The organism is Nonomuraea sp. NPDC049714 (assembly GCF_044465295.1).
GTDB lineage: Bacteria > Actinomycetota > Actinomycetes > Streptosporangiales > Streptosporangiaceae > Nonomuraea.
The window spans coordinates 420,386-434,282 of record NZ_JBITLM010000002.1; the positions used below are offsets into that span (position 1 = coordinate 420,386).

The following is a 13,897-nucleotide window of genomic DNA, read 5'->3' on the forward strand; positions in this document are numbered from 1 at the left end:
CCCCGTCTCAGTCATCCGTCTCAGTCATCGCACTCGAAAAGCGGCGCCTCCGGGAAGCCGCCTCCCTCTGGCGTCCCGACCAGCGTGTCGTTGAGGTAGCCGTTGCCGGCCGACGACTCGATCCGGTTCCAGATGTCGCTGGACTTGCCGGTGGACGTGTCGGTGTACGACGTGCCCTTCACCTGGCAGATCACCGTCAGGGTGATGTACTGCCCCTGCGGGATCTTTCCGGACTCGCCACTCTGCGACGGTCCCGGCCGGATGATCGTGTTGGTGTCGTCGTTGCTGACGTTCTTGTACTGCTGTCTCGGATATGCCAGGTCCACCTCGGCCGTGGCGACCTCCTGGCTCTCCCCCGCGTCGTTCCTGGCCTTGAGGGTGAACGCGTGCTTCTGGTTGTTCTTGAGGCCGTCCACGGTGAACGACGTGCCCTGGACGCCGTCGTCGGTGGCCGCGCCCGAGAGCACGTAGGTGACGCCGTCGCCGGCGTTCTCCGGGGCGCTCCAGGTCAGCTCCGCGCCCTTGTTCTTGGCCTTGGCCGCGAAGTTCGACGGCGCGCCCGGTGCGACGCAGGGCTTGACGCCGGCGCTCGGCTCGGACTCGACCTCGCCGCCCGACCAGTGCGCGACGACGGTGAAGGTGTACTCGGCCGTGCAGTCGCCGCCGGCGAACTCGAACCGGAACGGCCCGTCGGCGTCCACCGACTGGGGCGTGGTCCGGCCGTCGCCGCCCGACACCTGGAGCGTGTAGCGATCCACCTGGCCGCCGGTCGACGGGCTGAACCCGACGTCGACCCGGCCGGGGCCGGATCGGGCGGTCACCGCGCCGGGCTTCCCCGGCGCGATGGCGGTCCTGGTCGGCGTGGGGGTCGGAGTGCGGGTGGGCGTCCTGGTCCGGGTGGGCTCCGGGTCGGGCTCGGGCTCCCGCTGGACCGGCTCGGTGTCGGTCGGGCTGGGGTCGGCCGTCCTGTCCGGGTCCGGCAGGGTTCCGGTACGGGTCGGCTCCGGGCGGGGCGTCTTCTTGGGCTGTGGCGTGTTGGTGGGGCCGGGGACGTCGGAGTCGTCCTTCTCGATGTCGTGTTTGCGGCCCTCAGGGTCGATCACGATGGCCTTGTCGCCGTTCTCGTCGTTCGCCCAGAGAAGCCCGTCCTTGACGAACACGTCCACCGGGCCGGGGCCCTGCGCCACCTGAAGCGTGGTGGGCCTGCCGCCGACGGCGCTGTCCCAGACGATCAGGGCTCCGCTGCCGCTGTCCGGCACGTACACCTTGGAGCCGAGCACCTGTGGCACGCCGAGCGCGGCCGGATCCCGTACCTCGAACTTGGTGTTGAGCACCGAGTTGGACGAGGTGTCGATCACCACGAGCAGTCCCGACTCGCCGGGCGTGAGCACCGGCACGAGCGCGCCCTCGGTGGCGGCGGGGGTGAGCACGCCGCCCTTGGCCGCCTGCGCCACCTCCTTGGGCAGCGTGATCTCGCCGACGCCGCCGTCCGCGCCGATCAGCGTGGCGGTGGCCGCGCGGGTGTTGACGATCACGGGGACCGTGCCGGCGATCGTGACGGCGAGTTCCTCACCGGGCTCGCCCACCTTGACGCCGGTCCCGGCCGTCCCGCCGGACACCGGGACCACCTGGCCCTCGGCGGTGACGGGCACCCACAGCTTGCCGCCACCGTCGACGCGGGCAGCGCCGAGCGGGCCCGGCAGGGTGAGCGGTGCGCCGACGGTGTTGAGCGTGAGGGGGTCGATCTGCTGCACCTTGCCGGCCGGATCCACGGCATAGCCGGTCGAACCGGACAGCACGAGTTGCACGCCCGCCGCGCCGAAGTCGCGGGTCTGGGTGACGGTGAGCTGACTGGGCTCGATCCTGCTGACGTTGCCGGTGCGCTCGTCGACGAGCAGCACGTGGGAGCCGTCCTGGACGACACGCAGTTGCTTGCCGGCCTTGTCGTCGAGATAGCCGTCGACCTCTCCGGACAGGCCGTTGACGTGCACGACCTTGCCGCTGACCTTGGTCCACAGCCAGGCCCCGACGTCGGCCAGCTTCGGGTTGGCGCTCGACACGCCCACGCCGAAGAAGGCCGCGGCGCCGACCAGGACGACGGCCGCCGCTCCCGCGATCACCGCGGTGGCTCGATCTCCTCGGAGTACGCGGATACGCATCCGTCTACTCACCCCGTATGAATGATTACTATCTGTTCGCCCCGTTTGTATCGTGAGTCACCCTAGCGCGCTGCCGTAGCTTTCCGCATGCGTCTCCGGCACGGCTGTGACCGGTCCGAGATTGTCGGCGGGAGGCCGTACCTTAGTGCCCGTGCCCGAGCAGCTCTTGACCCTCGACACCGCGCTCACCGACGAGGCGGTGCTGTCCACCTACCGCCGCATGTTCGCGGCGCTGGCCCGCGACAGCGGCGCGGTCGTCGACGATCCGGCCCTGGTCGACATCGCCGAGACCCTGTTCGCCGCGTTCGCGGAGGCCGGCGAGGAGTGGCTGACGCACGAGCAGATGCGCTTCGCCTGCCGTGCCCACCCGACCGACCAGTTCGACAACCGGCTGCGCGTGCTCAAGGGCCTCGGCGCGATCCGCGAGGTGTTCCCCAAGCCCAACCAGCTCCGCTATCGGGCGTCGTTCACCAGCGTGGTCGGGCTGATGTTCATCCGGCGGATGATGGACGACGGCGGGCAGTCCGAGATGCACCGGCTGCTCGCCCTGGAGGATCTCAACGTCGCCGATCCCCGCACCACGATGGACGAAGCCCGGCAGAGCGCCGCCAACCTGGCGCGCGCGTTCAGGCTGTGGGCGCTGGAGCTGATCACGCTCACCACCGGCACCATCGAGGAGCTGCGCGAGCAGGCGCCCAAGCTGTGGGGCACCGAGGAGATCGCGCACCGCGCCCAGAGCCTGCACGGCACCATCCTCACCCGCTGGCCGGAGCTCGACCGGTCCTGCACCGACCTGCGTGCCGCCATCTACTCCTACAGCGACGCCTCACGACGGGCCGCCGGCCGGCTCGCCGACTCGGCCGGCATGACCCGCAACCTGACGCTGCTGCCGACGGAGGCGTGGCGGACGTTCGCCCAGACGGCGTCCAAGGAGCGGCTGGCGGCGGTGCTCGACGGCTTCGTGTTCGACGCCCCCGCGCCCTGGCACGATCCAGCGGCCATCGCCCGCGCCGTCGACGAGGCTCCGCGCCCCACCCCCGCGCAGCCCACTCCGCCACGCTCCGCCCTGCCCGACCCGGGCCCCGGCGACTCGCTCGACTCCTCACCCACGGCCGCCGTCGAACGGCTGACCGAGCTGGCGGAGACCCTGCTCGGGCCGTCCTCGCGGGTCGCCCTGGCCGACGTGCTCGGCCCCGACTGGCCCTCCGCCCGCCGCCTGCTCGCCGACCTGACGACCGTCGACCTGCGGCCCGAGCTGCCCTACCGGCTCGCCTGGTCCGGCGACCTCACCATCGACCCGGCCCGCGAGCCGGCCTGGCTCTCCCACGGCTACCTGGAGCGCACCCGATGACCGACGCGCACCCTTCGGACGCCCCGCCGTCCCTCGGCGACGACCAGGCCCCGACTCCCGACCGGCCCTCGTCACCGGGTGACGCACGGCGCCAAACCGGCGTCGGTCCCACACGCCGGGCCAGTGCCGGTTCCGCGCGCCGTCCCGCTGCCGGTCCTGCGGCTGACGCGGTCGCACATGTGCGGGCCCGCTCGGGTGGGCCTGTCCCGCTGGGCGCGGCGGTCCCCGCCCCCGGCGGGATGCTGCGGCTGTCGCGCCACGACTACACCGGCCAGGCCCTGCCGCTGTGGCCGGATGGAGTGACGCCGTCGCTGCTGGAGGAGCACCAGGTCGCGCCCATGCCGGTGGAGCGGGCGGGCGAGACGCGCCGGGTGCTGGCGGCGGTGCTCACGTGCTGCTGGAGCGACCACTCGACCGATCCGTGGCCGGGTGATCCGGCGCCGATGGAGCGGGTGCTCGACACCTACCGGGCCCTGATCGGCCGCTCCGACGACCTGATGCGCAACTGGGCCATCGGCGCCCTGCGCCGCCTGCACGACTCGGCGTGGATCGTCATGGCCGACGGCATCGTCTCCCTCGGCCCACGCTGCGCCCTGTGGCCCGTGGAGTCGCAGTCCGTCCTGAAGGACCTGGTCCGGCGCATCCCCGAGCCGGAGCGCCGGGCGCTGACCGTAGTCCCCGACGCCGACCTCGTGGCAGCGGCCCGCGTTCCTATGGCCCCCGGCGCCGAGGCGGCGGCCCACCCGTCTGACGCCGATCCCGTCACAGCGGCCCGCTCGCCCGAGGGCACGCCTGCCGACCAGCACCCCGATGCCGCCATACCAACCCAGACCACACCCGCAGGCCGACACACCGAGGCCGTCGTAGCGGCCGAGGGCACGCCCACGGGAGACCCTGATCCCGAGGCCGGGGATCGGCCGGCTCCGTGGTCGGTGGTGGGTGGGCGGGTGGAGTCCGGCGTGGTGGAGTTCGACGACCTGCTCAGCGCCTACGACGAGCGGCGGCGCGCGGAGCTGGTGGCGGCCTTCATGGTGGTGGAGCACACCGCCGAGCCGGTGCAGGAGGCACGGTTCGCCGCGCTGCGCGACCCCGCGCTGCGCCGCACACTCGGCGAGATGCTCACCCGTCGCGGACGCACGCTGATCCAGCACCGCGAACGCTGGATCTCGGGTTACGACGACGAGGCCGCCGCCGCTGCCTCGGGCGCCGCCCCCACGTCCCCCACGGGTGTCGCGGCCTCCTCTCCGCCGGCTCGCCCCGGTGGGCCTGAGCTGGGTGAGAGTGAGCGGGCGGTGCTGACGTTGGTGCTGGTGCACTCGGTGGCGATCCCGCGCGCCGAGGGGCTGCTGCCGGAGGATTCGTGGCTGTCGCCGCACCCCACGCCGGCGGACGAGCTGCGCCGCCACACCCAGCTGCCGATCGGCGAGCTGGAGGCCGCGTTGCGGGTCCTGCGGCATGCGGGGCTGCTGACCCAGGTGAAGGCGGGTGAGGAGGCGGGCGGTTACGTTCCCGGTCCGCAGTTCCACCGGCTCACCCCGGCGGCGCGGCGGCGGTTGCAGGAGGAGCTCATTCTGGCCGCCGGCCCGGACACGCCACTGGCGGCGGCCGTACGAGCTCGCAGGTCAGCACGGTGAAAGACACGGATCACAAGTGCACGTGGTGAAACCGCGGTCCTGAGAGCCAAGGCCGTGCACGGCTGGAAACCCCGAGAGTGCGCAGGCGGAAAGGCACACAGAGCGCGGGTTGCACGCCCTGGAAGCTCGCACGCAGCGGGCACACAGGGCTCGGGTTGAGGCGTAGGTAGCCGTACGCGATGGGCGTGCGGGTGGAAAGAGGTATGGGGGTCGTGGTGGCGCAGGTGGAGAACGTCGTCGGGGAACGGGTGCTGATCGCCGTGCAGGCGGTCAACATCTCGCGGCTGTCCACCCATCCGGTGCCCACGGTGCCCGGCACGCTGATCGTGGTCGCGGGTGCCGGGCCCAAGGACTCCAACGGCGCGGGCAAGTCCTCGTTCATCGCCTCGATCACGGCGCTGCTGGGGGACGAGCAGTGGCGGTTCGCCTCGGGCGCCAAGGCGGTGTCGGAGCTGCTGTTCAACGCCGAGCTGGCCAGCGGCGCGGGCGCCCGGCAGTGGGCGAGCGCGGATCACGGCTACATCGTGGGCGTCTTCGCCCCGGCGGGCATGGAGGATTTCACGGCGGCGAAGTCGGTCGACGCGGTGGCCGGGGAGGACGGGGAGCTGTTCGAGGTGACCGCCACCTCGGGCGGGGCCGTCACCGTCTGGCTGCGGGTGAACCAGGAGGCGCCGCACCTGGAGATCCGCTGGCGCGAGGGGGTGCACCTGGCCGCCGCGGCCTCCGAGGCCGAGCGGGTGGCGCGCGCCGACGAGTTGTGGGCGTCGCTGCCCAGGTCCGCCGGGCGGCGCGACGTGGTGGCGCGTGATCTCACCAAGGTGCTGTACGGGGATCGGGTCCGGTGTGTGTCGTTCCTGTCGACCAGCGTGCGCAGCAAGGTCGCCACGAACCTGCTCTCCCAGCCGCTCAACGAGATCTCGCCCGAGCGGGTCTTCGAGGCGATCGCCGCGCTGACGGGGCTCGACGCCGAGTTGGAGCAGGAGCGGGAGGCGCGGCGGGACGAGCACGCCAAGCGGGTGCGGGCCGCGCTGGCGGGCGAGCGGCTGGCGGAGTTCGAGGCGGAGTCGAAGGCGCTGCTGGCCACGTTCGACCGGCGGGACCAGGCGCGGGTACGGCTGGCCGGGGCGTTGCGGTGCTGGCGGGGCAGGCAGGCCAGAAGGCTGGCCGACGCAGCGGGCAAGGACGAGGCGCTGGCCGCCGAGCTGGCCCGGCACCAGGCGGCGAGTGAGGCGGCGGCCGAGGCGATCGCGCTGGTGAAGGCGGAGATCGGCACGCTCAAGGAGGACACGCTCGACCGGAGTGTCACGGAGGCGCGCAGAGAGCTCGCCGCCCTTCAGGCACGAGCGGGCAAGCTCGACGCCGACCGCGCCGTGGCGGAGAACTCCGCCGACGAGCTGCGCGGGATGATCCCCGCGCTGGAGGAGGCCCGCAGGTTCGCCGACGGCCGTGACGTGCCCACGGCCGAGCGCGAGCTGAAGGAGGTCGGGCTGCGACTGAACGAGGCGCTCAAGGCTCTCGGCGTGGCCGACCGGGAGACGGCCTCCGCACAGGCTGCGCTGGACGACGCCGAGGGAGGTCCGGCCGCCGCCCAGCTCAACGCCCTGGCCTCGGCGGGCGTGGGCGCGACCGGGCTGCTCGACGCGCTCGATGTCGCCGAGCAGGCTCGCGATCAGGGCGGGCCGGTCGGGGATCTCCGGCTGGACGACCTGCGCGGGTGGCCGGGCGAGCACGCCGTGATCGTGGACGCCGCCCAGCTTGGGGCGGCCGCCGCCGCGCTGGCCGAACTGCCCGGATCCGTGCTGGTGAGCGCCGCCGGGGTGAGCGTGGTGGGCGCGTTCGACGGGGTGGCCACGGGGCGCGAGGCCCGGATCAAGGCGGCCGAGCACCGGCTGAACCGCGCCATGGACATCCAGGAGACCGCCGCGCAAGCCGTACGGAATGAGGAGGAAGCGGTCGCGCAGGCGCAGCGCAGGCTCGAAGGAGCCAAGGCCGGGGTGCGGCTGGCGGAGCTGGAGCGGCGGCTGAGCGAGCGGCGGGCCAGGTTGAGCGAGCTGACGGCGGCGCTGGAGGAGCTGGTGCCGCGCGTGGCGGAGGCCGAACGGCAGGCGGGCGCGCTCGACTTCCGGGCTCGCACCAGGGACATGGAGATCGAACGGCTGGACGGGCGGCGGCACCGGCACGAGGCCGAGCGGGCGCAGGCACGCGAGCAGGAGGCGAAGGTCGGCGCCGAGCGGGACGCGCTCAAGCTGGAGGCGCTGGCCGCCGACTGGGGCGGCACCGTGGAGACGGCCGGCGAGTGGGTGCGGGCGCTGCCGGAGGAGGAGCGTGGGCGCACGGCCGACGAGTGGTGGCGGGCCGCCGAACGCCTCCTCGACCAGGCGTTGCGTGACACGTTCCCGCAGGAGGAGGACGAGGTTCCCGAGGAGCTGCGGTTCCTGCTGCAGGAGCGGAGTGGCAGCACGGCGCGGGAGCAGGCGACGTTCGCGGGGGTGTGCGGGTCGCTCGCGTCCTACCTGCGGGCGCAGGAGGAGTACGAGAAGCACCAGCGGCGGCAGATCGAGGCGCAGGTGGTGTCCAGGCAGCGTGACCTGGCGGCGGCCGACAAGGGCGCGGAGGAGGCGGCGCAGTCGACGGCCGTGCACCGGGCGGCGCTGACGGCGGCGATCAGGGCGCGGCTCACCCGGGTGGCCGAGGAGTTCGAGAAGCTCGACAGCTCGTACGGCGGCTACGGCGCGACGCTGGAGTTCCCGGTGCCGCCCGCCCCCGCCGACCCTGAGCAGCGCTGGCAGTGGCGGGTGACGCCGAAGTGGCGGCGCGGCGAGGGCCAGGGCTACGTGCCGTACAACCGCCGGGCCAACACCGCGCTCATGGACGAGAAGGCGGTCAAGCTGGTCTGCGCGGCGGCCATCGCCTCCTCCGGCGGCGGCCACCTGTGCCTGGTGCTGGACGAGCTGGGCCGCAACCTGGGCAAGGAGCACAGGCGGGAGGCGGTGGCGCTGTTCAGGCGGATCGGGGAGACGTACGGCATCACGGTCATCGGGGCACTCCAGGATGACATGGAGCCGTACGCGATCGACGCCTGCGGCCAGTACATCAAGCTCCGCCGCTCCTCCGACGCGATGCCGTACAACGAGCCACCGGTGATCGTCGGCCACGACCAGCACGCCGACCGGGTGCGCACCCTGGCGGCGTACGTGGACAGGACCGCCGAGGGTCACCGTGCGAGCTCCTGACAAGATCGTTGAGTCGCTGAACGGCGATCGGAGCCCTCGTAATATCCGCGCCTGCCTGCCTCCTACCGACCGCGTCCACTTCGACAAGGGTTACCAGCAGGCCATGGCCAAGGCCACCGAAGAGCTGGACCTCTCGCCCGTGAATGATCTGCTCGCGCGCTGGTGGCATACGGCCCGGATGAAGGCGACCGGCGAGTAGCCGCGCACGCCGATCCTTCTCCTTTCGACGGGCTGCTCCTCGCCCTCGGAGTTAGGCCGAGGCGGTATCGCTCTGGTCGAGATGCTCGGCCAGGAGACGTGCCAGACTCTCAGGGTCTTCACGGTGTGGATCGTGCCCTGTTGGTAGAGACGCTTCTCGTACCGGCGATGGCCTGCGGGTGACCGCCGCAAGCTCCCGCCGTGTCCAGGCGCAGTAGGCGTGCCAGGCAGGGACGAGATGCTCAGGGAAGATCGCTGCGAAGGCCGTCGCGTCGCCGCTGACGACAAGTACGGGACAGCGTGCGGCACGGTAGACGGCGAAGAGATCCAGAGCGTCTATCTCTCGCATGACCTGGAGGAACGATTCCGGGAGGCCCCGGCCCATCTCCTCCAGGAACAGGGTCATCTCTTGCTGCGCCCGCACCGCCGAGGCCTCGTCCAGCCCGAGGAATTGCTCGGCCCGTGTCGGGTTGCCGTGACCGTCGAGGTTGACCGCGAGCGGGCACTCCGGATGCTCGCCGGCCCATAGGGCGGCCACCATGCCGCCCAGGGAATGCCCGATGACCACAGGTTGACGGAGCTCGACCGCCTCGACCACGGCGGTCACGTCCGCCAGCGCCCCCTCCCATGACCACGGCGCCGCGCCGGACTTGCCATGACCACGCAGATCCATGGACACCGGTCTGAATCCCCTGGCCAGAAGAAGTTCCGCGAAGACGGCCCAGTCTTCGCGTGACCGCCCGCCACCGTGCAGGAGCAGCACATCCTGACCATGCCCGCCGTGGTCTTCGGCCGCGATCGGCGTATCACCGATCATGAACTTTCTGATCGCTTCCAAACCAGTCACCGCCTTCGAAGGATCACCTGTCACCGGAGCCTCCTTGCGAGAGGGTTCACTCATCGCACTGCGACATCGGCCGGTCTGATCGTAACCATTGCCGTAGCGGGCCACGTTCGCGTTGATCGATCCCGCATGCTCAGGAACGCCGGAGTTCGCCGTGCTCGATGCCTCCGACGAAGGCGTCGTACTCCGCGTCGGTGAACAGGTGCGGCGGCTTCTGCGGGTTCTTGGAGTCGCGTAAGGCCACGATGCCGCCGTCCAGGAAGGCGACCTGAACGCAGTTGGTGCCGCCGCTGCTGAAGCTGCTGGTGTGCCAGTGGGCGTCACGGAGTTGGGTCTCGATCCAGGCAGTGTCGAGGGCGTTCTTGTTCATGAGAGATCCTTGGCGATCGTGGCGAGAATTTTCTGCGAAGCGTTGGGTGACAGGGCGTCGGACTTCAACAGGTCGCTGGCTGTCCGGTAGAGCTCGACGCTTTCGGGCTTGTTCACGTGCAGGGATGCGCGTAGGGACTCGATGCAGACGAGGTCACGGCCGGTCGAGAAGGACATGATCATGAATGGGCCGTCCATTCCCGCGTGCGCTCCCGCCGAGAACGGCAGAACTTGGATGGTGACTTCAGGGCTGGTGCGAGCCACGTGCATCAGATGCTCGATCTGGGCGCGCATGCATGCCCGTCCTCCGACCTCTTGGCGTAGCAGTCCTTCGGGGAGGACCGTCCAGATCTTCAACGGCGGTCGGCTCTCCGACATGGCCCGCTGATGTTCCAGTCGTAGCGCCACGAAGCGGTCGATGTCCTCAGGGGTCTTCCATACCCTGCTGCCCTCAGTCACGGCGTGGGCGTACTCCGGCGTCTGGAGCAGGCCGTGGACGGCCAGCGGGTTGAAGACGAACAGACCGTCGGCGTTCTCCACCTGGGAGAGGTAGTCGCCGAGCGGGTCATCGACCACACCCTCGTAGCGTTGCCACCAATCGGCTTCGCCGGCACGGCGTACAAGGTCCCGGAGCTCCTCTCGCAGGGTAGCGTCGGTGATGTCGAAGACCTCGAAGAAGTGCGGGAGCTGCTGGATCCTGAGCCCCTGCAATCCATTCTCGATCTTGCTAACGGTCGAAAGGGACTGGTAGCCGAGGCGGCTCGCAGCCTCCTCCTGGGTCCAGCCCAGCGCCTCACGGATACGCCTGAGCTCTGCCCCGAGACGCCGCCGACGTGGAGTGGGTTCGACAGGCATGACCACCTCCTTCCTCGGTGGAGCGTAATGCCGGGAACGGCTCAGGTAACGCCATCCTCTTCGAAGGAAAGACTTTCTTCAAGGAATTACTTGCCCACAGGGTAGCTCTCGCTGCATCATCAGGCGTGACAGCGAAGAGTGGTCGAGCAAGTACGGAGAGACATCTTCGCTGAACCACTCATCCACGTCCTGGAGAGGTCACATGTCTGCTGCCACGGCTGCGCCCACTGCGCGCCAGTACTACATGGTGCTGTCCGAGGTGTGCCCGGACGTGCTTGGTCCCGTTCGCGAGATGGTCCGCGTCTACCTGCGGCTCTGGCGTAAGAGCGAGTTGAGTTTCGTGGCCGAGTTGGGCGTCACCGAACTTTTGACGAACGTGCACAAACACGCCCACAGCGGCTGCGAGGTACCGGTCCGCGAGACAGCGGATGGAATCACCGTTGAAGTCACCGACTTCGACGACACTCTTCCGGTGATGAAGGAACCGACCCAGGACGAGGAGAGCGGCCGAGGGCTGTTCCTGCTGTCCATGCTCGCGGAAGACCTGATGTTCGAACCACTTCTGGGCGGAAAACGTGTCTGGTTCCGGCTGTAGGAGCAGACCCAAACGGTGGAGCCTCGACATCGAGACCGTTCTGGCGCCGGGTCATCTGATCGGCGGGCCGATGTAGGTGGCGCGGAGGCGGAGCAGGGTGCCGTTGGCGTACTCCTCCATGGCGTGGGCGAGCCAGCCGGCGGTCCTGGCGATGGCGAAGACGGCCTCGCCCGCGCCGGTGATCATGCCGGCGACCTCGGTGAGGGCTGCGAGGGCGAAGTCGACGTTCTGCTCGGGGAGGCGGCGTCTGCGCACCTCGTCCAGCACGGCCCGAGCGACGGCCAGCCTGTCGCGGCCGGACGCTGCCTCAGCGGCCACGCCGCTCTCTCCGCGTGTCGCCTCAACGGCCAGGTCGTCCTCGCCGAGGGCTGCCTCGGTGACCAGGTCGAGGAGGAGCACGCCTCGGGCGTCGCCGTTCTTGTAGATGCTGTGGCCGAAGCCCGGGATGCGCTCGCCTCGGCGGATCCGGTCGGCGATCACGCGCGGTGCCTGGGCCGGGGTGGTGACCTCGTGGAGGAGGCGTTCGGCAGCGTAGGAGGCGCCGCCGTGCAGCGGGCCGCCGAGGACGCCGAGGCCGGTGAGCACCACGGCGTACGGGTCGGCTCTGGCCGAGGCGGCCACCCTGGCGGCCAGGGTCGAGGCGGCCAGTTCGTGGTCGGCGATCAGCACGAGGGCGGCTTCGAGGGTCCGCAGGAGGGCGGGGGTGGCGGGGTGCGGGGTCAGGCGGGGCCAGAGCCGCTCGGCGATTGAGGTTCCTTGGGGTTTCTGGAGGGCGGGCAGGGCTTCGACCAGGCCGGTGATGAGGCGGCGGGCGGTGGCGGTGACGGACTCGGGATCGAGGTGGTAGCGGAGGGAGTCGGACGCGCCGAGCACGGTGGTGATCACTTGCAGGCGGTCGAGCGGCAGGATGTCGTCGGGCAGATCGCGCTGCGCGGCGACGGCCGCCCGTACTGCTTCGGGATCACAGGTCCACGGTCGGGGCTCGCCGTCACGAGCCGCCGGGACTCGCGCCGCCTGAGGTAGAAGTGCCGGGTCGGCCGTCCACAGCCACTCGGCGACGGCCTCGAAACTCGTGGTTCGGGCCAGGGTCAGGGTGTCGTGGCCGCGATAGTGCGGGCGGTCGAGGCCGAGGGCGGTGATGGCGGACTCGATGACCAGCTCCGGCGGCTGGCCGCGCGGACGGCCGCGCCTGGCGAGCTGCTCGATCTCGGCGGCGTCGAAGAGACTGCGCCGCCCGCTGTCATCGTGGCGGCGTTTGAGGAGGCCCCGGCTGACGTACGCGTAGAGCGTGGCCGGTTTGATGCCGAGCCGTTCCGCTGCGGTCGCTGCGTCGATCCACTCCACCGGCCGCCTCCTATATTGATGAAAATCAATATTGATACACATTGAGGAGACGTGTCAACGTGACCGTATGCCTCAAGTTCATTTCCTCGACGTGACCAACCGGGACGGCGTGCAGACCGCGCGCACCGGCCTGTCGAAGTTCGGCAAGACCATGGTCAACTTCTATCTGGCCAGACTCGGCGTGGCGCAGTCCGAGATCGGGTTCCCCTTCCTGTTCCACGAGGTGCCGTACGTGAAGGCGCAGGTCGCGCTGGCCGAGGCCGGAGCGTTCGGCGAGCTGCGGCTGTCCGGGTGGTGCCGGGGCGTGGCGGAGGACGTGGAGAAGGCCGCGCCACTCGGGCTACGGCACTACAACCTGTCCATCTCCACGTCCGACTACATGATCCAGAACAAGTTCCGGGGCCGCCTCGACCGGGAGGCGATCATCAGGGAGATGACGGCCGCCGTCAGGACCGCCAAGGCGGCGGGCGCGCAGACGGTCGGCGTCAACGCCGAGGACGGCTCGCGCACCGGGGACGGATTCCTGCTGGAGTTCGCGGCGGCGGCCAAGGAGGCGGGCGCGGACCGGGTGCGCTACTGCGACACGATCGGCGGCGACACCCCCGACCGGATCCGCGAACGGTTCGCCAAGCTGGCCTCCGCCGTCGCGCTGCCCATCGAGACGCACTGCCACAACGACCTCGGCATGGCGGTGGCCAACTCCGTCTCCGGCGCGCTCGGCGACCTCGACGCCGGGCAGGACGCGTGGATCAACACCTGCGTCAACGGCATCGGTGAGCGCTCGGGCAACGCCGACCTGCTCTCCACGATCCTCGCCTTCGAGCACGGGTTCGGCCTGGAGGCGGAGATCGGTGACGCGCTCGACCTGTCGTGGGCACGGAGGTTCGGGCTGTGGGCGGCCTACGCCCTGGGGCAGCCGCTGCCGTACAACCAGGTGGGGGTGGGGCGCAACGCGTTCGCGCACGAGAGCGGCATCCACGCCGACGGCGCGCTGAAGGACCACGGCAACTATGAGCTGTACGACGAGGCCACGCTCGGCCCGTTCCCCGAGGACTGGCACGCGCGGGCCGGGCGAGTGGTGCTGACCGGCGAGTACGGCGGGAAGGCCGGGTTCCGGCACGTCATGGACGGCCTCGGCGTCGAGGTGCGGGAGGAGGACCTGGCGTTCCGGCTGGTGCAGCTCTGCAACGCGATGACGGGCCGGCCGCTCACCGACGACGAGCTGCGCCTGATCGCGACCTACCCGCGTGAGCTGTCCCTGCTCTTCTCCGGCCACGAGGCGGCTTGACGGCCGATCAGGCGCGGGTCCCGGCGA

11 protein-coding genes are annotated in these 13,897 nt (G+C 70.7%); 6 read left to right on the forward strand and 5 right to left on the reverse strand.

Annotation, left to right across the window (positions count from 1 at the left end; all coding sequences use genetic code 11):
- Window positions 1-20: 20 nt before the first annotated feature.
- Window positions 21-2,159 (reverse strand): fibronectin type III domain-containing protein, encoded by a 2,139-nt coding sequence (locus ACIBQX_RS08875; RefSeq protein WP_397002229.1) that lies wholly within the window; start codon window positions 2,157-2,159, stop codon window positions 21-23.
- Window positions 2,160-2,310: 151 nt separating this feature from the next.
- Between ACIBQX_RS08875 and ACIBQX_RS08880 the strand changes: the two genes are divergently transcribed.
- From ACIBQX_RS08880 to ACIBQX_RS08895, 4 genes are all read left to right on the forward strand, one after another.
- Window positions 2,311-3,510, forward strand: a complete 1,200-nt coding sequence (locus ACIBQX_RS08880) for a hypothetical protein (protein ID WP_397002231.1) — start codon at window positions 2,311-2,313, stop codon at window positions 3,508-3,510.
- A 179-nt stretch (window positions 3,511-3,689) separates the two neighbouring features.
- Complete coding sequence (locus ACIBQX_RS08885; protein WP_397002233.1) at window positions 3,690-5,144, forward strand: hypothetical protein; 1,455 nt, start codon at window positions 3,690-3,692, stop codon at window positions 5,142-5,144.
- A gap of 203 nt (window positions 5,145-5,347) precedes the next feature.
- Window positions 5,348-8,377 (forward strand): chromosome partitioning protein ParA, encoded by a 3,030-nt coding sequence (locus tag ACIBQX_RS08890; RefSeq protein ID WP_397002235.1) that lies wholly within the window; start codon window positions 5,348-5,350, stop codon window positions 8,375-8,377.
- Window positions 8,364-8,576: a DUF6247 family protein gene (locus tag ACIBQX_RS08895; RefSeq protein ID WP_397002237.1), complete on the forward strand. Its 213-nt coding sequence runs from the start codon at window positions 8,364-8,366 to the stop codon at window positions 8,574-8,576. The genes ACIBQX_RS08890 and ACIBQX_RS08895 overlap by 14 nt, the downstream gene beginning before the upstream one ends.
- 51 nt (window positions 8,577-8,627) lie before the next feature.
- On the opposite strand, the gene ACIBQX_RS08900 is transcribed toward ACIBQX_RS08895, so the two are convergent.
- From ACIBQX_RS08900 to ACIBQX_RS08910, 3 genes are all read right to left on the reverse strand, one after another.
- Complete coding sequence (locus ACIBQX_RS08900) at window positions 8,628-9,446, reverse strand: alpha/beta fold hydrolase (protein ID WP_397002239.1); 819 nt, start codon at window positions 9,444-9,446, stop codon at window positions 8,628-8,630.
- A 106-nt stretch (window positions 9,447-9,552) separates the two neighbouring features.
- On the reverse strand, window positions 9,553-9,789 hold the full coding sequence (locus ACIBQX_RS08905; protein WP_397002241.1) for a DUF397 domain-containing protein: 237 nt from the start codon (window positions 9,787-9,789) through the stop codon (window positions 9,553-9,555).
- Window positions 9,786-10,643, reverse strand: coding sequence for a helix-turn-helix domain-containing protein (locus tag ACIBQX_RS08910; RefSeq protein WP_397002243.1), 858 nt, complete (start codon window positions 10,641-10,643; stop codon window positions 9,786-9,788). The genes ACIBQX_RS08905 and ACIBQX_RS08910 overlap by 4 nt, the downstream gene beginning before the upstream one ends.
- Before the next feature lie 202 nt (window positions 10,644-10,845).
- Here ACIBQX_RS08910 and ACIBQX_RS08915 point away from each other — a divergent pair, with 202 nt between their 5' ends.
- Window positions 10,846-11,238 (forward strand): ATP-binding protein, encoded by a 393-nt coding sequence (locus ACIBQX_RS08915; protein ID WP_397002245.1) that lies wholly within the window; start codon window positions 10,846-10,848, stop codon window positions 11,236-11,238.
- A gap of 51 nt (window positions 11,239-11,289) precedes the next feature.
- Here ACIBQX_RS08915 and ACIBQX_RS08920 read toward each other — a convergent pair whose 3' ends face one another.
- Window positions 11,290-12,582: a citrate/2-methylcitrate synthase gene (locus ACIBQX_RS08920; protein WP_397002247.1), complete on the reverse strand. Its 1,293-nt coding sequence runs from the start codon at window positions 12,580-12,582 to the stop codon at window positions 11,290-11,292.
- A gap of 67 nt (window positions 12,583-12,649) precedes the next feature.
- Here ACIBQX_RS08920 and ACIBQX_RS08925 point away from each other — a divergent pair, with 67 nt between their 5' ends.
- On the forward strand, window positions 12,650-13,870 hold the full coding sequence (locus ACIBQX_RS08925; protein WP_397002249.1) for a LeuA family protein: 1,221 nt from the start codon (window positions 12,650-12,652) through the stop codon (window positions 13,868-13,870).
- The last annotated feature ends 27 nt before the right edge of the window (window positions 13,871-13,897 follow it).